We start from the raw sequence: 19995 nt of genomic DNA, 5'->3' as shown, positions 1-19995 counted from the left end.
ATGACAGTTTGTCAAATTAAGCGCAACAGTTCTTCCTGAAACGCTTCGTGTGTAGTTTTCCAATTCAAACATTTTCTTGGTCTATTGTTGATTAGTGATAGTGCATTTTCGAGTTCTTTGTCTGAGACTTTAGCCAAATCGGTTTTCTTAGGGAAGAACTCTCTTAATAGACCATTCGCATTCTCGTTGCTGCCACGTTGCCATGAAGAGTAAGGATCCGCAAAATACACCTGAATGTCTGTATCTTGCTCTATCGCGCTATAACATGCGAATTCTTTACCTCTGTCAACTGTGGCGGTTTGAAATGCACCAGAGGGCAATTGTCCATTTAAAGTTCGTATGGCTTGTTCCATAGAGGTGGCAGATCGGTTCGACATTTTAAGTGCTATGTACCATCTAGTTTTTCGTTCTACAAACGTGGCGAAACATCCTTTGCTTTTGCCACGGCTTGAGACAACGCTATCAAGCTCCCAATGTCCAAAAGTTTCTCGCTTTCTAACCGCTTTTGGTCGTTCCGTAATGGAAGTTCCAACATTAAATCGCCCCCTTGTTTCTTGGGGTTTCTGACGCTTTCCTTTGTGGCGAAGAACATTTAAGTCTTGTTCCACTAACAGTCCTTGATAAATCCAGCGATAAATGGTTTTAAAGCTGATGGAACCTTGGAATAAGCGACCTACGATTTGTTCTGGCGACCAGGTGAGCACTAACTTTTCATTAATGACTTCGGCTAGCTCTAGAGACCATTTACCAATACGCCCACAATTTAATCTACGTTCGTTATAGTTCTCTTGTGCCTTTTCAGATTGATACAAACCTCTTTGTGAATTGCGTTTTAATTCTCTTGAGATCGTAGATGGTGAACGTTCTAGTTTTTCAGCGATAGTACGGATAGATTTTCCTTGATCATAAAGCGTTTCTATACGTGCTCTTTCAAATGTGGTAAGATGTTTGTAGCTCATAACAGTCCTCCGTGTATGTGTTGGTGTGGTTACTTACATTTTACACGAAGCTGTTATGGGCTGTTTTGTTTTAGTTACAATTTTTAGGTGTTGCACTTAATTTTACAATTCGTCTTATGGATAAATTGGTTCGTTAATTATAATTAAATTTAGAAAATAAAAATAAATATGATATGCTAAAAATAGTATTGTGAACGAGTGGTTTAAGAGAAGGAGAGATTGTATGAATAAACATTTTCAATCCATATCCATAATTATTTTAGGGTTGTGTATTCTTGCAGGAAGTTGGTTAATTTCGCAAGCATTAAGTTCTAGTAAGGAAATTGATGGAAAGACACAGCAAGAACAGTTTAGGTATGAATTTATGGCCCCGAATGAAACGAATATTATCATCTTTGATAAGCAGACTGGTGAATATTGGAGAAAATTCATCGAGCCAGATGGAGGACCAAGTGATTGGGAGAAACAAGATACGCCCGTCCCTGCTGTATCCGAATAGCTGTACGCGCTAAAATAACGCGTCTTTTATAGTAAATGATTATTTCATAAGGGGAGGGAGAGCAAGTGAACATTCAACTGTACATTATAATCGTTTTGGTTGTTGCTTTGGTTATTCATTTGATATTGGCTAGAATCTATAAGGACGTTGAAAAGAAGGATAAGGGGTTTGTTCTAAGTTATTTTCGATTAACGTATAGAAGACGACTGATACGTTCCCTGTGGGGAATTCCAATTATGATCCTATTATATCTGGTCGTTTATTGGATGGCTGATTTTACAGCCATTCAGTTCATCTACTTGGCAATTATTTTTGTATTACTACTAGGAATGGACATTGTTTACAATTATATAAAATGGAAAAAGCATGAAATGAACAGCTAATGAACGATATGTCGTGTTAGTATCAGTTACTCATTACTTCAACCGATAGCTGGATAATCGCTTTTTCACCACTTCTAAGACTTCTTTTGACACCTCTATGAGCGTTATATCCTCACCTAGAAATAGCAGCCAATTGCATATGTCCGTTAGTTCTTCCTGATTGGTGACATTAATATATGTCTTTAGAATCGCTGTTGTCTGATAAGGATTTGTATAGGAAATAGAAACGTTTAACGGATGATATTTTTTAAATTGCGCAATTGCTGTATGACCTAATTCTACAATTAAGTTGATATTTTCTTTTTGATTTCGTATCTTTTCTAAAATCTTTTTTCTGCTTAACTGCTTTTTCGTAGGATAGACGGCAACATCCGTGAGATTATCCACTGGGAAAATTTCTTTCTTTTCCATCTTTAAATTATAGCCTTCAATTAGCCAAAGGCTTTTTTCCCGGTAAAGGTGCAATAGATAAATCGGAACAGTCTTGGCTTGTCCATTTTCCTTGATGGTAATTTCTAAATAGCTATCGGTAAGCAGGATTTGGATGAGTTTTTCTAACATCGGGTGTGGAAGGTCGGATAGATCCAGCAGGTCTGGGTTATTCGGGTTCGTTCCTTCAAACAGCAGCACCTGATTTAAGTGTACGAGCTCCTCTTGTTGGGTTTTCGAGATTAGGCCAAGTAGTTTTTCTGCTAAGGACTGACGACTTTTCAAATAGGGCAATTGTTGATTTCTAGTGGCCATAAAGGCAATGAACAGAGCTTTTACCTCATTACCAGTAAAGCGTACTTCAGGTAACACGGCATTGTGCATGACAAAATAGCCCCCATCTCGGCCTACTTCCGCAACGAGGGGCATTCCCATGGCTTCAATTTCGCGAATATCTCGAATCGCTGTCGACCGAGAGATTTGAAATTCTTGCATGATTTCCGAAATGGTAAAATGGGATCGGTTATTGATATACCGCATAATAATATTTATTCGTTCAACTTTTTTCATGATTGCTCCTAAACAGTGTCACTTTTTGACATGATTTAAATTTATGATATACCTATCAGGTGATCACTACAAGTCATTTGAAAAAATTTTAAAAAGGAAGGTATTGAACATGGAAAACTATTTTTTAGAAGAAAAAGAGGCGTTTACGGTTTTAGGTTTTGGAACAGAGCTTACGAGTGACTACACGGATTATGCAGGGATAAACAAGGAAAAGGCAGACTTCTGGCGTGAATTTACTGCAGATGGAAGACTGGAAGCGTTAAAGGCGATTGCTACGAATGAGTATGTTTTTACGGTGAATGAAGCGGTGAATAACAAAATGATGTATTATGTTGGCGTTATGACAGATGCACCTGCACCAGAAGAAGCTAGACTTATTCAATTTCCTAAAGGGGAATATGTAGTAGTTAAAGGGGAAGGAAATACGCCGGAGGAATTGAGTAATACCGTTACGGGACTTGCCTTTGGTCAAGTGTTACCAGAAGCAAGAGATGTGGCTTATGTTGGTGGACCAAATGCAGTAGTCGAGATGGATAAGCGAGACGATGCCGTGTATGGTGAAATGTGGATTCCTGTTGTAAGGAAATAGCGTGAAAATTGGAGGAATGGAAATGGCTGCTATCGTTGATTTTAAAGAAGTGTCTATTGTTGGATTAGAATCTTCACCTGTAGTTGACGCACTCGCTGGATTACGGGCGAATGAAGCGCGATATTTTCAAAATAAATATAAGCATGATTTCACGGTTGCCCCAGCACGTGATAGCCAGGAAACAATTGATTATGTGAACCGAGTTTTGAAAGAAGAACGGGATATTGAATTCGCTGCTAAACCGTTAGAAACATCCCGTTTCCAAGTGGAAAACATTAAGTTTTCCTACGTCTTCTATGAAGATGGTCTGGTCGTAAATGTGATGTATACGGTGGATGACCCGAAGAAGCGGGCTGTTGGCTTTAAGCTTTCTGAGGGGATGGAAGTACCGAAAGAATTAGAAGGTAAATTTAAGTTTGCTAGGCAAAAGTCCAAACTAGCAGGAACAATTCGCGGGTCGTTTTTTGTCATTAAAGGAGAATATTAAAGCATTGTGAAATGTAATAGGCAGTTAAAAACATACTAAGTGGAGATGATGACCATTAGCTTAGTATGTTTTTTTATGCCCGAAGTAGCTACTTCATCATGTATGTTTTAGTTAATACGTTCCATACTAAAGAATAATGTTTGAGCTTAAAGGAGAATGTGTGGTGGAGCAGTATAACGGGGCAATTTTTCAAGGGGAAATTGGTCAAAATAGCTTTTACTTAACCCAGGTAAAAACCATTTCTACTGCGTCCTCCTTATCCTTAGATCAATTAGGTAAGATGGTTACGTACTTAGGAGAGCAAAAAGATTCTTGTTACATTACGGTTAATGATCAAATTCCTATTTTGCTACGTGGTGAGGATATGGAACATCTAGTAGCGGATCTGAAAATTATATTGCAGCGACTACATTGAAACGGAAAGGAAGATTTAGGTGAGTAAGGATAAAAATGAGGTAAATAAATCAAAGGAAGTTGCGGAGAAATATTATGATGCATCTGGCTACCAAAGCAGTAATGAAGCGGAAAAAGGGTTAGCCATTACCCATGAGCAAGCAACAGATGCCTATACGGAAGGTACAGTAGACGGGCAGATCGATCAGCTGGATGAACAAGGGGAATTGAAACAGAATAAGGGCGAGGATTTGGATAGCTAGTATGGAACAGGCATGGTCATTCATGCTTGTTTTTTTGTTTAATAATAAAAAATATCAAATAGAAATGGTACTATTATCATCAATAAAAAAAGGGTTATTGCAATGTAAAGCAAGTTAGCAATTAATAATACAGTCCATTTTCTATTTTTTATTTGGTACGAATAACTAATCAGCCAAATAAAGAATAGAAAAATTAGAAGTCCTACATCTATTGGATTAAAGGTGGGTATGCTATCAGGTTCGCTAATATTTGTAAACATGGCTAAACCGAGAAAGCAGACAGCACCTACTAAAAGTAAGTTAATAAAATTCACGGTGAAAAGATAAACGTTTTTCATGAAATTCCACCTCCTGACAATATAAATTTATACTAATCCATTGTCATGAACAACCTAATGAACCAAGGCAGCTGCGAAGAAAAAGTCAGATGGGACTTTTTTGGGGATAATTTTTGAATTAGACAAACAATGTTTACTTAAACTAACTTATCCACATGTGTATAAGTCGGGGAATAATGGAAATAAATTTATTCTTGTGGATAAGTTTATTTTTAGGTGGAGTTGTGTTATTCTAATAAGTTAGTGACGGTAAAAAATCTGTTGCTACTTATTGTGGATAAAATATAAGGTTTTTATATAGATAGAAGTGAACAAGTGGAGGTGAAAAATATGTTTGAGACGGATACGATTACGGCGATTTCTACTCCGATTGGTGAGGGGGCAATCTCGATTGTTCGTTTAAGCGGAAAAGATGCGATAGCGATAACGGCGAAGATTTATCAAGGGAAGGATTTACGTAAGGTAGATTCCCATACGATTCATTACGGTAAAATAATTGATCCAGAAACGAATGAGGTTGCCGAGGAAGTAATGGTAACGATAATGCGTGGGCCAAAAACGTTTACCCGTGAAGATGTAGTAGAAATAAATTGTCACGGTGGATTAGTGTCGGTTAATCGTGTGCTAGAAATCGTCTTAGCACAAGGTGCTCGGTTAGCGGATCCAGGTGAATTTACCAAGCGTGCCTTTTTAAATGGACGTATCGATTTATCCCAGGCGGAAGCGGTAATGGACTTAATTCGTGCAAAGACGGATAAGGCGATGAATGTAGCGTTAAAGCAAATGGATGGGCGTTTGTCTTCATTAATTAAAAAATATCGTCAGTCCTTGCTGGAAACGGTAGCTCATGTAGAGGTAAACATTGATTATCCGGAATATGACGATGTAGAAGAAATGTCCCAGGATATGATGCGTGAGAAAACGAAAGAAGTGCATGCGGATATTGAAGAGCTCTTAAGTGTAGCGAAGCAAGGGAAGATCCTTCGGGAGGGAATTGCAACTGCCATTATTGGTCGTCCAAATGTAGGAAAATCCTCCTTACTAAATGCATTAGTGCAAGAGAATAAAGCCATCGTGACTGATATTCCAGGTACAACACGTGATATTATTGAAGAGTATGTTAATGTACGAGGTATTCCGCTACGTTTGGTGGATACTGCTGGAATTCGGGAAACAGAAGATATCGTCGAACGAATTGGGGTAGAGCGTTCACGCCAAGCGTTGAAGGAAGCAGACCTTATTCTGTTTGTTTTAAATCATAATGAGGAATTATCTGAAGAGGATTTACTGTTATTTGAAGCGGTTAAAGGCCTTGAATATATTGTAATTGTTAATAAAACAGACCTTGAGCAGAGGTTGAATATGGACCAGGTGAAAGAAATAGTTGGCGATAAGAAAATCGTAACAACCTCTTTATTAAAAGAAGAGGGAATTGATCAGTTAGAATCAGCTATTGCATCCTCGTTCTTCGCAGGGGATATTGATACAGGCGATTTAACCTATGTATCGAATGTACGGCATATTCAATTACTGAAGCAAGCCAAGCAAGCACTGGAAGATGCAATGGCGAGTCTGGAAATGGGAATGCCACTGGATATCGTGCAAATTGATGTCACGAGAACATGGGAATTTTTAGGGGAAATAATCGGCGATACGGCTAGTGATAGTTTGATTGACCAGTTATTCTCGCAATTCTGTTTAGGAAAATAAAAATGAGAAGCTATATTATAGAAAGGATGAAGAAATGATGGTTTATGAAGCAGGGCGTTATGACACAATTGTTGTTGGTGCTGGTCATGCTGGTGTGGAAGCTAGTTTAGCTGCTGCCCGAATGGGTGCCAAAACAGTCATGCTGACATTAAATTTAGATATGATTGCATATATGCCATGTAATCCATCAATTGGTGGTCCAGCTAAAGGGATTGTCGTACGTGAAATCGATGCCTTAGGTGGCGAAATGGCCAAAACAATTGATAAAAGCTATATCCAAATGCGCATGTTAAATACCGGTAAAGGTCCTGCCGTGCAAGCATTACGTGCACAAGCAGACAAACCGATTTATATAAAAGAAATGAAACAAACATTAGAAAGAGAAGAGAATTTAACCGTTCGTCAAGGAATGGTCGATCGTCTTGTGATAGAAGATGGTGTTTGTAAAGGTGTGATTACGGAAACAGGTGCCATTTATCGTTCGGAAACCGTGATTATTACGACGGGGACCTTTATGCGTGGTAAAGTGCTAATGGGGGATTTGGAATATGAAAGTGGTCCAAACAACCAACGTCCATCAATCAAGCTTTCGGAAAACCTGGAAGAGCTAGGAGTAGAGCTTGTTCGCTTTAAAACAGGGACACCGCCACGTGTGAATAGTCATACGATTGATTATGCGAAAACAGAGATTCAACCAGGGGATGAGAAGCCACAAGGTTTTTCTTATACAACGACAGAATTTATTACCGATCAAATCCCTTGCTGGTTAACGTATACGAATGAATTTACCCATCAAATTATTAATGAAAATCTAGGGTTATCAGCGATGTATTCTGGTATGAAACGTGGTACTGGACCACGTTATTGCCCGTCTATTGAAGATAAAATTGTTCGCTTCAATGACAAACCGCGCCACCAAATTTTCTTAGAGCCAGAGGGAAGAGATACAGAAGAAGTGTATGTTCAAGGTTTATCGACTTCATTACCAGAATCGATTCAACATGAAATTCTTCGCTCGATTCCTGGTCTTGAAAATGCGGAAATGATGCGTCCAGGCTATGCGATTGAGTATGATTCTATTGTTCCAACACAGCTATGGCCGACATTGGAATTGAAGAAAATTCCTGGATTATTCACTGCGGGTCAAATCAATGGAACATCTGGATATGAAGAAGCAGCTGCACAAGGAATTATGGCAGGTATTAATGCTGCAGCGAAAGTGCTGGGCAAGGAGCCTGTCATTTTAGACCGCTCACAAGCGTATATCGGCGTGCTCATTGATGATTTAGTGACAAAAGGTACCAGAGAGCCATATCGCTTACTAACGTCCCGTGCAGAGTATCGTTTGTTGTTACGTCATGATAATGCAGATCTGCGATTAACTGACATTGGACATGAGCTAGGATTAATTTCAGAGGAACGTTACCAAGCATTCCTTGCTAAAAAGGATGCTGTGGAAGCAGAGAAGAAACGCCTAAGTAAAATCACGATTAAACCAACAGAAGACGTACAAATAATGCTAGAGGCAGCAAATGCTACGTCACTGAAGGAACCAGTAAAAGCATATGATTTGCTAAAGCGCCCGGAATTAACCTATGACATGATCGACCAAGTTATGGAGTCTAGCAATTTTACAGCAGATGTAAAAGAACAGGTCGAAATACAGATTAAGTATGAAGGGTATATTAAGAAAGCCAACGAGCAAGTAGAACGCATGAAGAAGATGGAAGACAAAAAAATCCCAGATGATATTGATTATGATGCTATCGGCGGCCTTGCGACAGAAGCAAAAGAAAAGCTGAAAACGGTACGCCCGTTATCAGTTGGTCAAGCATCGAGAATATCTGGTGTCAATCCGGCAGACGTTTCGATCTTACTTGTCTATATTGAACAAGGGAAAATAGCAAAAGTAGCAAATTAAGCCAACAAAAAGTCGACAATCGTCGACTTTTTGAACATACATAATGAAAAAGGAGTTACGGCAAATGAATCCGAACCAATTTGCGTCTGAACTAGCGAAAAAAGGTATCACGCTATCTGAACGGCAATTAGAGCAATTTCACATATATTTCAAAACATTGGTCGAATGGAATGAAAAAATCAATTTAACGGCGCTGACTGCAGAGGAAGACGTGTATTTAAAGCATTTCTATGATTCCATCAGCGCAGCTTTTTACTTTGACTTTTCAAAAGGGCAGCATGTATGTGATGTGGGTGCTGGTGCAGGGTTCCCGAGTATCCCATTAAAAATATGCTTCCCAAATCTTAAGGTGACGATTGTTGATTCCTTGCAAAAGCGAATTGGCTTCTTGAATCATTTAGCGGCAGAGCTAGAACTAACGGATGTTGCATTTTACCATGATCGTGCAGAAACATTCGGGAAGAACAGCAAGTTTCGGGAGTCATTTGATATTGTGATGGCGAGAGCGGTGGCGCGTATGTCAGTATTAAGTGAATTGTGCTTACCAATCGCTAAGAAAAACGGCGTATTTATTGCCATGAAGGGTGCCCAAGCAACAGAAGAATTAGATACTGGTAAAGTAGCAATTGACGTGTTGGGCGGCGAAATCGCACAGACCCATACCTTTACATTGCCAGAGGAAAACAGCGAGCGTTCTATTATCGTGATTGATAAAAAAAGACAAACACCGAAGAAATACCCGCGCAAGCCTGGAACACCTAATAAAGAACCAATCGAATAGTATATCTATAAATAGGAAGAGAATATCTTTTCCTATTTTTTAATTACCACTTATCTATCGTACGAGTTATGTGATAAAATAGGCTTAAAGTCGATTCTGTGGTAAACTATAATAGATTTTGTTTGCGACATTAAACAAATAGAGTCTTATTTTTACATAACACTTGTAAATGTTTCACGTGAAACATTTTATGGTGTGGTGAAAATTTCTCATAGATTAATAGAGATGAATACTACAAATCTATCTTATTTATTGTAAAAGGTGGTGTCTGATGATGGTAAGTCCATTTAACCGTATTTTTGGCATTGGAGAAAAGGAAGATGGAGAAATAGAAGAAGAAACCTATCATCCAGATGAAGTCATACAGCTTCCGGTTAGTCTTATTCAGCCAAATAGGTATCAGCCAAGATCAGTCTTTAATGAGGAGAAAATTGCAGAGCTTGCAAAAACCATCAATACGCATGGTATCATTCAGCCGATTGTAGTTCGGAAAGCAGAAGGCGATACGTATGAAATTATAGCTGGTGAGCGTAGATGGCGTGCTGTGCAATCACTAGGCTGGGAATCTGTTTCCGCAATAGTCCGTGATATGAATGATACACAGACAGCTTCAGTGGCACTCATTGAAAACCTTCAGCGTGAAGAATTAACAGTCATTGAAGAAGCAGCTGCCTATGCGAGATTACTAGAGCTGCAAGGCCTAACACAAGAAGCATTAGCACAAAGACTTGGTAAAAACCAGTCAACCATTGCGAATAAATTACGCTTGTTAAAGCTTCCAGAAGTTGTCCAACAAGCGCTATTAAATAAACAAATTACAGAACGTCATGCACGAGCATTGATCAAGTTGAAGGAAGAGGAAAAGCAAATAAAGCTCCTTCAGGAAATTATAGAGCATGATTTAAATGTGAAGCAAACCGAAGAACGAATTGAGAACCTAAACAACACGAAAGAAAAACCAAAGCGTAAAAAGCCGGTTTTAAAAGGTGTTAATAAAGATATAAGAATCGCGATGAATACCATTAGACAGTCGCTTAGTATGGTATCTGATACAGGTATTGATATTGAGTCTGACGAGCAGGATTTAGATGATTATTATCAAATCACGATAAAAATTCCGAAGAAAAAATAGTATATAGCGATGATGTAGCCCCCATCTTGAATCAGATGGGGGATTATTATGTCTATATTGGGTCCGATTTTTGCTGGATAACGTAGTATATTGTAGTCAAAAGGTTTTATTTCTATAAAAAATAGTAAATTTAATAGGTTTCGCATCAAAAAAGTGATAAAATAAAAAGTATATCGGTTTAGGTAGGTGAAATCATGGGGAAGATTATGTCCATCGCTAACCAAAAAGGTGGCGTCGGAAAAACAACTTCATCGGTTAACCTGAGTGCTTGCTTAGCACACTTAGGGAATAAAGTGTTACTAGTGGATATTGACCCACAAGGAAATGCAACCAGTGGAGTGGGTATAAATAAAGCAGATATGAGTAAATGTATATATAATGTGCTAGTTGAGGATGTTCCAGCTCGTGAGGTTTGTGTACCAACTAGTGTGGAGAATTTAGATATAATTCCAGCTACGATTCAATTAGCAGGTGCTGAAATCGAGCTAGTACCAACGATTTCAAGGGAAATTCGACTAAAAAAAGCGTTAGAAGAAGTTAGAGATCATTATGATTATATTATTATTGATTGTCCTCCTTCATTAGGTCTACTAACATTAAACGCCTTAACATCTTCAGATACCGTTTTGATACCTGTTCAATGTGAATATTATGCACTTGAAGGGCTTAGCCAATTATTGAACACGATTCGCTTAGTTCAAAAGCATTTAAACAAAGAGCTTATGATTGAAGGCGTACTACTGACAATGCTTGATGCCAGAACAAATCTTGGCCTACAAGTAATTGAAGAGGTTAAAAAGTATTTCCAAGACAAAGTCTACCAATCTATTATTCCTAGAAATATTCGGTTGGGTGAGGCGCCAAGTCATGGGCAACCAATTATTACGTATGATCCGAAATCGAAAGGTGCAGAAGTATATCTTGAGTTAGCGAAGGAAGTGATGGCCAGTGGCACGAGGGTTGGGTAGAGGACTTGATGCATTTTTTCCTGAAATAGAGGAAAAAGATGATGACGTTGTGCAACAATTACCGATTAAGGATTGTAGACCGAATCCTTATCAGCCTAGAAAGACATTTCACGCGGATGCTATTGAAGAATTAAAGGAATCCATTCTCGAGTATGGTATTATTCAACCTTTAATTGTACGCAAGAGTATCAAGGGCTATGAAATAGTTGTTGGTGAGAGACGATTCCGTGCAGCGAAAGAGGCTGGTCTAACAGAAGTGCCAGCTGTTGTAAAAGAGCTAACAGATGAAAAGATGATGGAGCTTGCACTATTAGAGAATTTACAGCGTGAAGACCTATCACCAATTGAAGAGGCACAAGCTTATTCTAACTTGATGACGGAGCTTAAAATCACTCAAGAAGAATTATCCAAGCGTCTTGGGAAAAGCCGTTCTCACATCGCCAATTTGGTAAGACTATTAGGGCTACCAGACCAGGTTATTGCTTATATAAATAACGGGGAATTATCGATGGGACATGGGAGAGCGTTGTTAGGCTTAAAGGATAAGGAAAAGATTAATCCGTTAGTTAATAAAATTCGTACAGAGAAACTGAATGTAAGACAGGTTGAAAAGTTAATTATTGTATTAAATGAAAAGCCGTCCAAGAAAAAGGTTAAACCGAAGAAGGATATCTTTTTACAGGAACGGGAATCGATTTTACGCGATAAGCTTGGAACTGCCGTTAACATTCAGCGTGGCAAGCGCAAGGGTAGAATTGAGATAGAATTCTACACAGACGATGATCTAGAACGAATTATTGAAGTGCTAGAAGGATAAAGAATTCCTAGGGGCTGGAAAATAACTTTCCAGTCCTTTCTTATATCCAATAACACGCATTACATAGCGAGTTTGATGGGATTCACATGGATTGTTTCACGTGAAACATTGTGAAAAAACAACATTAGAAACAGCGGGAAATAGACAGAAGGGGTAGTGGAAATGGCGCTTTATGGAACATTAATTAATGGGGCATTAATTATTATAGGAAGTGTTATTGGGTTATTATTTACAAAGATTCCGGAGCGATATAAAGAGACGGTAATGCACGGAATTGGGTTGGCTATCGTGTTAATTGGTTTGCAGATGGCGTTTCAAACAGAGGCTATTATTGTTGTATTATTAAGCTTGTTAACTGGTGCGATAATTGGAGAGCTATTAAATATTGAAGTGAAATTGAATCAACTTGGTGACTTTGTAGGCAGGAAATTCAATACGAAAAATAACACCACTGTATCGCAAGGATTTGTTACAGCATCCTTAATATTCGTTGTTGGTGCCATGGCAATCATAGGGGCACTTGATGGTGGTATTCGTGGAGACCATGAAGTATTAATCACAAAAGGCATTCTAGATGGGTTTGTCGCCTTGGTATTGACGACTACGTTAGGGTTCGGTGTCGCACTATCGGTTATTCCAGTTATGCTCTACCAGGGTTCGATTGCACTTCTAGCAATGCAAATAGAGAATTGGATCCCAGAGGCTATTTTGAATGGATTTATTGTGGAACTTACAGCGGTTGGTGGATTGTTAATTGTAGCAATAGGCCTTAATATGTTGAAGATTGTTCAAATTCGTATTGGGAATCTATTGCCATCTATTGTAACGGTAGGGGTAGTCTATTACATCTATCATTTGTTATAGAAAAAAGTAGCGAGCTTTGTTAGACAGAGCCCGCTACTTTTTTTATGGATGACGTTGTTACTTAAACAGCCATGCCCAACTCTAGTGCCAGGAACTTCTGGCGGGAAAAGTTACCGCAATAATCCTCGGTAGGGTGAGAAACATAAGTCCCAGTCAGTACATCACGAACCCTACGCTTTGTGCATCCATAAAGTTATAATGTCTTTTCTCTAACCTGTGGTAGTACGATTGCTGGGGAGTGATAACTAGCGGTCATTTGTTGGTCCACGGATTCTAGTATCGAAGCAATCTTTCTAGCCATTTCCACGACAATCGAGAGTCTAGTATTTTGTAAAACGGAGTATTCCATAAACCCACTAATATTAACAACCCCAGTAATATGAATATCACCAATCGGGGGAAGTGCTTTGTTTAGGGCTGCTCCTGGCTTTAAAGCGCCGACACAGGCGATAATTTGTCCAACAGAGCTTGTTTTACCAAGACAGGCATCAATGGCAATGATAAATGGATTTTTGTGTTGCTGTTTAATTAATGTAATATACTCCTGTAAGTTTGTAGCATGTACAGGGTCATGAAGAGTCCCATAAATCGTCATATGCTTTAATCTCTTCTCCGCTAAATACATGCCTGTTAATGGTCCTAATGCATCACCAGTAGAACGGTCAGTACCAACACACACCACGACATATTCTCTTGGCATACTTGGTAGCCATGAAATAATTTGTTCACTTATTGACTCGCAAAGATTTTCATCTGTATGTATCATCCGAATGGTTTCGTTTTTTGGTGATAAACGACTCTTTAGATTCATAGGTTCTCCTCCGCAAACATATTGATAATAGTATACGGATTAAAGCTTGTTTTTATACATGGATATAGTAATGGGGGAGAATAAATGTGAGAGCGGGACTTAAATGGATGTTTTTAATCATTGGGACAACCATCGGAGCTGGATATGCATCCGGAAGAGAATTATGGGAGTTTTTTGGCCATGGAAGTGGACTAGCTATTGTCATGTTTATCGTGTTTTTCTCCATGTCATGCTATGCAATTATGATGATTAGCCATCACTACCAGGCAACAGAATATCGTCCGGTCCTAAAAGAAATTGTTGGGAAGCGATTATTGCCAATCTACGATGTGATGGTATTCCTCTATTTATATACTACAACTGTTGTCATGTTGTCGGGGAGTGGGGCGACTGGACAGGCGTTTAACTTACCATATTGGTGGGGCATTGCATTTATTGTTATCATGCTCGTCGTCTTATTTATGAGGGATATTAGTGGGGTGCTTTCCATCAATCAGTTTATTTTACCTATCCTTATCATAGGTCTACTATATGTGCTGCTAACCTTTACCGTTGATCAAAAGCTAAACATATTTTCGCATTGGCGAGAACAATATAACTGGACGGCAGCGTTTCCCTTTACGGCACTAAATATATTGCCACTTGTTGCGGTTTTAGGAGCAATCGGGAATAAGATCGTATCCAAGAGAGAAATCCTCGTTGCTAGTCTAGGAAGTGGGTTAATCCTTGGGGTGCTCACGTATATTTATAACAATAGCTTAATCCAAATTGCAGATGAAATCTTATTGTATGAGATCCCGCTATTTGCTATTTTAAAAAGTTATCCATTTCAAATGGTATTATTTATGACCATATTGCTATGGTTCGCCATCTTTACGACGGCAGCATCCGGCGTATTGGGCATCACGACTAGACTACTAAGTTATTTCAAGCTCCCATTTTGGTTGCTTGTCTTCTTGATTTTAGCTACAATGATACCATTAACAACACTTGGTTTTTCGACATTAATAAGTGTATTATATCCACTATATGGATTATTAAATTTATACGTGTTAACGCGGTTATTACTATTTCCTATATGGAATAAAATGGAAAAATAAAGAAGTGGATTACGAGAATGGGGAGTGCGGAAAATGGTGGATAAGGAATTTCAATTACACGATATTGTTCAAATGAAAAAACCTCATCCATGCGGGGAGAACCGGTGGAAAATTATCCGAATGGGAATGGATATTCGGATTAAATGCTTAGGGTGTGATCATAGTGTCATGATCCCACGTAGGGAATTTACGAAAAAGCTGAAAAAAGTGTTAGAAAGCGCGTCAAATTAACCTGAATATTCTGGACAAATTTACTAGAAAATGGTAATATTGTATTATAGATAGATAGAGAAAATGAAAAATAATAGGGTAAAAAAGCAAAAATAGGCGTCGTTTTGAGGCCTGTTTTTGCTTTTTGCTTGCTTGTCTTTTTTGCTACTAATATCTATAATTGGTATATTGAACGCGTTCTAGATGAATGGAATCCTTAAGGAGTGGAAAAGAATGGCTTTAACAGCAGGAATCGTCGGACTTCCAAACGTAGGAAAGTCAACATTGTTTAATGCAATTACACAAGCAGGAGCAGAGGCAGCAAATTACCCATTTGCTACCATCGACCCAAATGTTGGCATGGTGGAAGTACCAGACGAACGCTTAAATAAATTAACCGAATTAGTAAAACCGAAAAAAACAGTACCAACAACCTTTGAATTTACCGATATTGCCGGCATTGTAAAAGGTGCAAGTAAGGGTGAGGGACTAGGAAACCAGTTCCTATCGCATATTCGCCAGGTAGATGCAATTTGTCAGGTCGTACGTTGTTTTGTTGACGAAAATATTACCCATGTAGCTGGTAGAGTAGACCCAATCGATGATATTGAAATCATTAATTTGGAATTAATTCTAGCAGACTTAGAAACCGTCAATAAGCGTATTCAACGTGTAGAGAAGCTGGCAAGACAAAAAGACAAGGATGCCATGGTTGAATTCGATGTGCTTTCAAAAGTGAGAACTGGTCTAGAGGAAGAACAACCAGCACGCGCACTGGAATTTACCGACGAGCAACAAAAAATCGTTAAAGGACTACATTTATTAACGAGCAAACCTATGTTATATGTTGCTAACGTTGGTGAGGATGAGGTTGCAGATCCAGATAACAATCCAAATGTGCAAAAGGTAAAAGCATATGCGGCGAATGAAGGCGCAGAAGTCATTGTCATCTGTGCGAAAATTGAAGAAGAAATTTCTGAATTGGATCAAGAAGAAAAAGAAATGTATTTAGAAGAACTAGGAATCACGGAATCAGGACTAGATAAATTAATCAAAGCTTCCTACAGTCTTTTAGGACTTGCAACGTATTTCACGGCCGGCGAGCAAGAAGTACGCGCATGGACATTCCGCAAAGGGATTAAAGCACCACAGGCAGCAGGAATTATTCATAGTGACTTTGAACGAGGCTTTATCCGCGCAGAAACAGTGTCCTATGACGACCTAGTCAATGCCGGCACAATGGTCCAAGCAAAAGAAAACGGAAGAGTACGCCTAGAAGGAAAAGAATACATCGTAAAAGACGGCGACGTAATACACTTCCGATTTAATGTGTAAGATACACACCATGAATAAATGAGTTTGAAATAGAAGTTAAAATCAGTAAGTAAAAAGGCTGCACTATCTCAGCGTAGGGAATATACGTAGACCCTGCAGGAGGAAATGCTTCGGTAAGACCCCGGAAGAGCGATAGCTCTGAGGAGGCTTACCAGCCCCGCGGCAAGGTAGACACTGCGAGGTAGTTTCGAGCAGATGTCGCCCCTGTGCTGGAAGTGAAAGCGGAGTATATTCCCGGAGCGGGGCATAGCGTATGTTAAAATATGTACAATTATCACGTGGCAAACGTAAAAAGGATCTCTCGAAGACTTGTTATTTCATATAAGATTTGTTATAATACACTATTGTGAGTAATGAATTTAAGATTACTCCTTGCTCTTGTTGCGAAAGCACTGCTTTCAACAAACACGGGCCGCTAAGACCAAAAGGAGGTGTAACGGATGAGAAAATATGAAATCATGTACATCATCCGCCCAGACATGGAAGAAGATGCTCAAAAGGCTTTAATCGAGCGTTTTAACGGTATCTTAACAGATAATGGAGCGGAGATTGAAAAAGTTGAAGAAAAAGGCAAAAAACGCCTTGCATATGAAATCAACGATCACCGTGATGGATACTATGTTTTGATTAACTTCGCTGGCGATGAAAGATCAGTTAATGAATTTGACCGTTTAGCTAAGTTCTCAGAAGATATTATTCGCCACATCGCAGTTCGAGTAGATGAATAATAATAAGGAGTGGTTCTGATGTTAAATCGTGTCGTGTTAGTCGGCAGGTTAACGAAGGATCCTGATTTACGTTATACGCCAAGTGGAGTTGCAGTTGCCAATTTTACAGTTGCAGTAAACCGCCCTTTTTCTAACCAACAAGGTGAAAGAGAAGCAGATTTTATTAACTGTGTAATTTGGAGAAGACCTGCAGAAAACCTTGCCAATTTCATGAAAAAAGGTGGAATGGTTGGTGTTGATGGACGTATTCAAACGCGTTCATTTGAAGGTCAGGATGGAAAAATGGTATATATAACAGAAGTTGTTGCTGATAGTGTACAATTCTTAGAGTCAAAAGGTTCTTCCCAAAATAGAGGAGGACAAGACTCCTATTCACCAGGATTCCAACAAAACCAGAACCAAAGTCCGAATCAAAATCAAAATCAGAATCAATTTAATGATGATCCATTTAAAGACAATGGTGAACCGATTGATATTTCTGATGATGACTTACCATTTTGACATGTGTATTAATGAGTAATCTAGAAAATACTATCAAAACCATTGTGTATCAATGTTTTAAGGGTTATTCATGGTGAGTAATCTAAATTGAGTAAATGTACGAAATGACATGATTATCATTAGTGTACTAAAAAGTGAGTAATTTGTTGACATTATTAAGATTTTAATGATACGCCATGTGTAAAATATATTCTTAGTAATAGTCGCTTCAATACTAAGGTTTACTAAATGGAAAAGGAGGTTCTGCAAATGGCAGCTCGTCGCGGACGCGGTGGTAAACGCCGTAAAGTGTGTTATTTCACAGCAAACGGAATTACGCACATCGACTATAAAGACGTTGATTTACTAAAACGTTTCATTTCAGAGCGTGGAAAAATTCTTCCACGTCGTGTAACTGGAACTTCAGCTAAATACCAACGCAAACTTACAATTTCAATCAAACGTGCACGTCAAATGGCTTTATTACCATACGTAGCAGAATAAGAATAATATTAAGAGACATTGCAGGGGAATATATACTTGTAGTGTCTTTTTTCTATTGAAAATTTGTATAAAGTAATAACTCATTAAAGCACAACCACCTGGTTCCCAGTAACATTATAGTTGGTAAATTTCTATAAAGTAAGAATTCTATCTATATTTCTTATTTTTAAAAAGGTAACAGGTTTTACAATGTTAATTTAAAGTAGGATAAACGGGTAGCGCGATGTATTAAATCTTTCTCTGCATGCACAACTTCAAGGTGTATATCTAAGCCCTTTTTCTTCTTAGTACCTCTATCGAACACACCACCCGCCTCTGCATATAAATAATCAACTTCTTTCCTTTCGGAAGCAAGTTTACTTCTCCTCGTCATCATCTGAGTTTATCTTACACGCTTACAATACGGATGATGACCACTTTCTATAAATGCATTTGCTTTCCCGGTTGAAATATAAATTTTAATAGAAAGCCTTTATAATGCCTAAAATAGGAAAAAAGAACTATTTTGTAATAAATTTGAATAATAGGAAGGTATTCTGCGATTTTTGTAGAATAGTAGTTATTAGGTTCTAAAAATTCAAAAAGAGGAGCGATTGATGAAATGGGACTTAAAAAATTGCCGTTATTGTTACTGTTAGTAGTTTTAGGGTTATTTACTTTTGGTCTTAACGTATCAGCAGAATCCACATCTAATGAATTAACAGAAGAAGAGTACAAATATTTATTGAACGAGGTCGGTCATACCATGGAAGAGATTGAAGACCTACCTATTGAAGTTGCAAAGGAGTTAGTAAAGAATGAAGCAGAGATCATCGACTCTGTTGTATATTACGACAACATAGAAACAGAGAATGATGATAGAGTTCTTTCTATTTTAGGTGAAATTGGAACGTTGGGAATAATACCCAATAGTGATATAAAAGTCGCGGGGGTAGGTTATAAGGTAACAAGTGACCGTTCGGGTTATAACAAATTTTACCTTTATGGAAATTTTGAATGGCTAAACGATCCAGCGTATACTCTAATTGATAAATTTGCGATTGGTTTACCTTCAAGTGCGGGGTTTGCCATTCCAATGAGCAATGGCAGCCCGACTCAACATTCAAGCCGATATTGTTATGATTTTTGGGGAGAAGGAAATTGGTCTTGTGGCGCTATAAAATCTACAGTTTCAAATGGAGATTGGGATGCAGGAGCTGGTGTGGCTGCGAGATATGATCTAAAAGGATATAGCGATTTTACTTTGCATAAAGGATATGTAGGTCAATACATTTATACTCTTGGTTCAAATCATGGTACCACAAATGTTAAATTTGAGTATGGTCATAAAAGAATTAGTGGTATGCCTTCGATTAGTGTTTATCCAGCGGGATTAGGGATAGTACCTACCTCTGCAACAGATACAAGATCATATGGCATAGAGCTAGTCTATTAAAAAGGTGGACATCATCATGAGAAGAACCTTAGTTACATTTGTATTAATATTGATTATTAGCACACTAGCATTTTACTTAATGAACATAAATTCTTCGCTAGATAGTACTATGATTATAACTCTATTAGTTATATTAGTTATTCAAACATCTCTTATATTGGCTATTCAATTAAATAAAGTTAAAAAGTAACAAAAAGTCTATAGTTGACTTTCTGGCTTGTAGAGATAGTCGGTGTTTATTCTCTACAAGCTTTTTTATAGTTAGAGTCTCTAATGTACGATTTTTCCT

25 protein-coding genes are annotated in these 19995 nt (G+C 38.3%); 20 read left to right on the top strand and 5 right to left on the bottom strand.

What is annotated here, in order from left to right:
- Positions 1–11: 11 nt before the first annotated feature.
- Positions 12–959, bottom strand: a complete 948-nt coding sequence (locus JF53_RS14985; RefSeq protein WP_047982132.1) for an IS30 family transposase — start codon at positions 957–959, stop codon at positions 12–14.
- Between the two features lie 223 nt (positions 960–1182).
- On the opposite strand from JF53_RS14985, the gene JF53_RS14980 reads away from it, so the two are divergent.
- Positions 1183–1458 carry a hypothetical protein gene (locus JF53_RS14980; protein WP_047980109.1) on the top strand — a complete coding sequence of 92 codons (276 nt, stop codon included), beginning with the start codon at positions 1183–1185 and terminating at the stop codon, positions 1456–1458.
- Positions 1459–1523: 65 nt separating this feature from the next.
- A complete protein-coding gene (locus tag JF53_RS14975; RefSeq protein WP_047980110.1) occupies positions 1524–1841 on the top strand; it encodes a hypothetical protein in 318 nt (105 codons plus the stop codon).
- A gap of 33 nt (positions 1842–1874) precedes the next feature.
- Here the strand turns inward: JF53_RS14975 and JF53_RS14970 are convergent, their stop codons facing one another.
- Positions 1875–2840 carry a helix-turn-helix transcriptional regulator gene (locus tag JF53_RS14970; protein ID WP_047980111.1) on the bottom strand — a complete coding sequence of 322 codons (966 nt, stop codon included), beginning with the start codon at positions 2838–2840 and terminating at the stop codon, positions 1875–1877.
- Between the two features lie 109 nt (positions 2841–2949).
- Between JF53_RS14970 and JF53_RS14965 the strand changes: the two genes are divergently transcribed.
- The 4 genes from JF53_RS14965 to JF53_RS14950 all read left to right on the top strand — a co-directional run bounded on the left by JF53_RS14965 (position 2950) and on the right by JF53_RS14950 (position 4572).
- Positions 2950–3429, top strand: a complete 480-nt coding sequence (locus tag JF53_RS14965; protein ID WP_047980112.1) for a GyrI-like domain-containing protein — start codon at positions 2950–2952, stop codon at positions 3427–3429.
- Between the two features lie 22 nt (positions 3430–3451).
- Positions 3452–3916: a hypothetical protein gene (locus JF53_RS14960; RefSeq protein WP_047980113.1), complete on the top strand. Its 465-nt coding sequence runs from the start codon at positions 3452–3454 to the stop codon at positions 3914–3916.
- Between the two features lie 163 nt (positions 3917–4079).
- Positions 4080–4331 carry a hypothetical protein gene (locus JF53_RS14955; protein ID WP_047980114.1) on the top strand — a complete coding sequence of 84 codons (252 nt, stop codon included), beginning with the start codon at positions 4080–4082 and terminating at the stop codon, positions 4329–4331.
- Between the two features lie 19 nt (positions 4332–4350).
- The gene (locus JF53_RS14950; RefSeq protein ID WP_047980115.1) at positions 4351–4572 is read left to right on the top strand and encodes a YozQ family protein; all 222 of its coding nucleotides are present in this window, start codon (positions 4351–4353) and stop codon (positions 4570–4572) included.
- A gap of 38 nt (positions 4573–4610) precedes the next feature.
- Here JF53_RS14950 and JF53_RS14945 read toward each other — a convergent pair whose 3' ends face one another.
- Positions 4611–4910 (bottom strand): hypothetical protein, encoded by a 300-nt coding sequence (locus JF53_RS14945; RefSeq protein WP_047980116.1) that lies wholly within the window; start codon positions 4908–4910, stop codon positions 4611–4613.
- A 330-nt stretch (positions 4911–5240) separates the two neighbouring features.
- Here JF53_RS14945 and mnmE point away from each other — a divergent pair, with 330 nt between their 5' ends.
- The 7 genes from mnmE to JF53_RS14910 all read left to right on the top strand — a co-directional run bounded on the left by mnmE (position 5241) and on the right by JF53_RS14910 (position 13103).
- Positions 5241–6620 carry a tRNA uridine-5-carboxymethylaminomethyl(34) synthesis GTPase MnmE gene (gene mnmE / locus JF53_RS14940; protein ID WP_047980117.1) on the top strand — a complete coding sequence of 460 codons (1380 nt, stop codon included), beginning with the start codon at positions 5241–5243 and terminating at the stop codon, positions 6618–6620.
- 37 nt (positions 6621–6657) lie between these two features.
- On the top strand, positions 6658–8541 hold the full coding sequence (mnmG, locus tag JF53_RS14935) for a tRNA uridine-5-carboxymethylaminomethyl(34) synthesis enzyme MnmG (protein WP_047980118.1): 1884 nt from the start codon (positions 6658–6660) through the stop codon (positions 8539–8541).
- A gap of 64 nt (positions 8542–8605) precedes the next feature.
- Positions 8606–9322, top strand: a complete 717-nt coding sequence (gene rsmG, locus JF53_RS14930; protein WP_047980119.1) for a 16S rRNA (guanine(527)-N(7))-methyltransferase RsmG — start codon at positions 8606–8608, stop codon at positions 9320–9322.
- Positions 9323–9596: 274 nt separating this feature from the next.
- Entirely contained in the window at positions 9597–10454 is an 858-nt protein-coding gene (noc, locus tag JF53_RS14925; protein WP_047980120.1) for a nucleoid occlusion protein, read from the top strand.
- 194 nt (positions 10455–10648) lie between these two features.
- The gene (locus tag JF53_RS14920; protein WP_047980121.1) at positions 10649–11422 is read left to right on the top strand and encodes a ParA family protein; all 774 of its coding nucleotides are present in this window, start codon (positions 10649–10651) and stop codon (positions 11420–11422) included.
- Positions 11403–12239: a ParB/RepB/Spo0J family partition protein gene (locus JF53_RS14915; RefSeq protein WP_047980122.1), complete on the top strand. Its 837-nt coding sequence runs from the start codon at positions 11403–11405 to the stop codon at positions 12237–12239. The genes JF53_RS14920 and JF53_RS14915 overlap by 20 nt, the downstream gene beginning before the upstream one ends.
- A 162-nt stretch (positions 12240–12401) precedes the next feature.
- A complete protein-coding gene (locus JF53_RS14910) occupies positions 12402–13103 on the top strand; it encodes a DUF554 domain-containing protein (protein ID WP_047980123.1) in 702 nt (233 codons plus the stop codon).
- Positions 13104–13296: 193 nt separating this feature from the next.
- Here the strand turns inward: JF53_RS14910 and yyaC are convergent, their stop codons facing one another.
- Positions 13297–13914, bottom strand: coding sequence for a spore protease YyaC (gene yyaC / locus JF53_RS14905; RefSeq protein WP_047980124.1), 618 nt, complete (start codon positions 13912–13914; stop codon positions 13297–13299).
- A gap of 107 nt (positions 13915–14021) precedes the next feature.
- Here yyaC and JF53_RS14900 point away from each other — a divergent pair, with 107 nt between their 5' ends.
- The 6 genes from JF53_RS14900 to rpsR all read left to right on the top strand — a co-directional run bounded on the left by JF53_RS14900 (position 14022) and on the right by rpsR (position 18271).
- A complete protein-coding gene (locus JF53_RS14900; protein WP_047980385.1) occupies positions 14022–15014 on the top strand; it encodes a YkvI family membrane protein in 993 nt (330 codons plus the stop codon).
- 33 nt (positions 15015–15047) lie between these two features.
- On the top strand, positions 15048–15245 hold the full coding sequence (locus JF53_RS14895) for a DUF951 domain-containing protein (protein ID WP_047980125.1): 198 nt from the start codon (positions 15048–15050) through the stop codon (positions 15243–15245).
- 213 nt (positions 15246–15458) lie between these two features.
- Entirely contained in the window at positions 15459–16559 is a 1101-nt protein-coding gene (gene ychF, locus JF53_RS14890) for a redox-regulated ATPase YchF (protein WP_047980126.1), read from the top strand.
- Between the two features lie 440 nt (positions 16560–16999).
- Complete coding sequence (gene rpsF, locus JF53_RS14885; RefSeq protein ID WP_047980127.1) at positions 17000–17287, top strand: 30S ribosomal protein S6; 288 nt, start codon at positions 17000–17002, stop codon at positions 17285–17287.
- Positions 17288–17305: 18 nt separating this feature from the next.
- The gene (ssb, locus tag JF53_RS14880) at positions 17306–17788 is read left to right on the top strand and encodes a single-stranded DNA-binding protein (RefSeq protein ID WP_047980128.1); all 483 of its coding nucleotides are present in this window, start codon (positions 17306–17308) and stop codon (positions 17786–17788) included.
- A 249-nt stretch (positions 17789–18037) separates the two neighbouring features.
- Positions 18038–18271, top strand: coding sequence for a 30S ribosomal protein S18 (rpsR, locus tag JF53_RS14875; RefSeq protein ID WP_047980129.1), 234 nt, complete (start codon positions 18038–18040; stop codon positions 18269–18271).
- A gap of 184 nt (positions 18272–18455) precedes the next feature.
- Here the strand turns inward: rpsR and JF53_RS14870 are convergent, their stop codons facing one another.
- Positions 18456–18647: a hypothetical protein gene (locus JF53_RS14870; RefSeq protein ID WP_047980130.1), complete on the bottom strand. Its 192-nt coding sequence runs from the start codon at positions 18645–18647 to the stop codon at positions 18456–18458.
- A gap of 225 nt (positions 18648–18872) precedes the next feature.
- Between JF53_RS14870 and JF53_RS14865 the strand changes: the two genes are divergently transcribed.
- Positions 18873–19706 carry a hypothetical protein gene (locus tag JF53_RS14865; RefSeq protein ID WP_047980131.1) on the top strand — a complete coding sequence of 278 codons (834 nt, stop codon included), beginning with the start codon at positions 18873–18875 and terminating at the stop codon, positions 19704–19706.
- Positions 19707–19995: the final 289 nt, after the last annotated feature.

The organism is Ornithinibacillus contaminans, from assembly GCF_001038425.2.
Lineage (GTDB): Bacteria > Bacillota > Bacilli > Bacillales > Amphibacillaceae > Ornithinibacillus > Ornithinibacillus contaminans.
This window is presented reverse-complemented; position numbering and strand designations above follow the sequence as displayed.

What these genes read in the sequence shown, in the direction of transcription:
- JF53_RS14945 (WP_047980116.1), bottom strand. Translation starts at nt 4,910, where the DNA reads ATGAAAAACGTTTATCTTTTCACCGTGAATTTTATTAACTTACTTTTA.
- JF53_RS14900 (WP_047980385.1), top strand. Translation starts at nt 14,022, where the DNA reads ATGTTTTTAATCATTGGGACAACCATCGGAGCTGGATATGCATCCGGA.
- noc (WP_047980120.1), top strand. Translation starts at nt 9,597, where the DNA reads ATGGTAAGTCCATTTAACCGTATTTTTGGCATTGGAGAAAAGGAAGAT.
- rpsR (WP_047980129.1), top strand. Translation starts at nt 18,038, where the DNA reads ATGGCAGCTCGTCGCGGACGCGGTGGTAAACGCCGTAAAGTGTGTTAT.
- JF53_RS14920 (WP_047980121.1), top strand. Translation starts at nt 10,649, where the DNA reads ATGGGGAAGATTATGTCCATCGCTAACCAAAAAGGTGGCGTCGGAAAA.
- JF53_RS14960 (WP_047980113.1), top strand. Translation starts at nt 3,452, where the DNA reads ATGGCTGCTATCGTTGATTTTAAAGAAGTGTCTATTGTTGGATTAGAA.
- ychF (WP_047980126.1), top strand. Translation starts at nt 15,459, where the DNA reads ATGGCTTTAACAGCAGGAATCGTCGGACTTCCAAACGTAGGAAAGTCA.
- rpsF (WP_047980127.1), top strand. Translation starts at nt 17,000, where the DNA reads ATGAGAAAATATGAAATCATGTACATCATCCGCCCAGACATGGAAGAA.
- mnmG (WP_047980118.1), top strand. Translation starts at nt 6,658, where the DNA reads ATGGTTTATGAAGCAGGGCGTTATGACACAATTGTTGTTGGTGCTGGT.
- ssb (WP_047980128.1), top strand. Translation starts at nt 17,306, where the DNA reads ATGTTAAATCGTGTCGTGTTAGTCGGCAGGTTAACGAAGGATCCTGAT.
- rsmG (WP_047980119.1), top strand. Translation starts at nt 8,606, where the DNA reads ATGAATCCGAACCAATTTGCGTCTGAACTAGCGAAAAAAGGTATCACG.
- JF53_RS14970 (WP_047980111.1), bottom strand. Translation starts at nt 2,840, where the DNA reads ATGAAAAAAGTTGAACGAATAAATATTATTATGCGGTATATCAATAAC.
- JF53_RS14985 (WP_047982132.1), bottom strand. Translation starts at nt 959, where the DNA reads ATGAGCTACAAACATCTTACCACATTTGAAAGAGCACGTATAGAAACG.
- yyaC (WP_047980124.1), bottom strand. Translation starts at nt 13,914, where the DNA reads ATGAATCTAAAGAGTCGTTTATCACCAAAAAACGAAACCATTCGGATG.
- JF53_RS14870 (WP_047980130.1), bottom strand. Translation starts at nt 18,647, where the DNA reads ATGATGACGAGGAGAAGTAAACTTGCTTCCGAAAGGAAAGAAGTTGAT.
- mnmE (WP_047980117.1), top strand. Translation starts at nt 5,241, where the DNA reads ATGTTTGAGACGGATACGATTACGGCGATTTCTACTCCGATTGGTGAG.
- JF53_RS14895 (WP_047980125.1), top strand. Translation starts at nt 15,048, where the DNA reads ATGGTGGATAAGGAATTTCAATTACACGATATTGTTCAAATGAAAAAA.
- JF53_RS14980 (WP_047980109.1), top strand. Translation starts at nt 1,183, where the DNA reads ATGAATAAACATTTTCAATCCATATCCATAATTATTTTAGGGTTGTGT.
- JF53_RS14965 (WP_047980112.1), top strand. Translation starts at nt 2,950, where the DNA reads ATGGAAAACTATTTTTTAGAAGAAAAAGAGGCGTTTACGGTTTTAGGT.
- JF53_RS14865 (WP_047980131.1), top strand. Translation starts at nt 18,873, where the DNA reads ATGGGACTTAAAAAATTGCCGTTATTGTTACTGTTAGTAGTTTTAGGG.
- JF53_RS14910 (WP_047980123.1), top strand. Translation starts at nt 12,402, where the DNA reads ATGGCGCTTTATGGAACATTAATTAATGGGGCATTAATTATTATAGGA.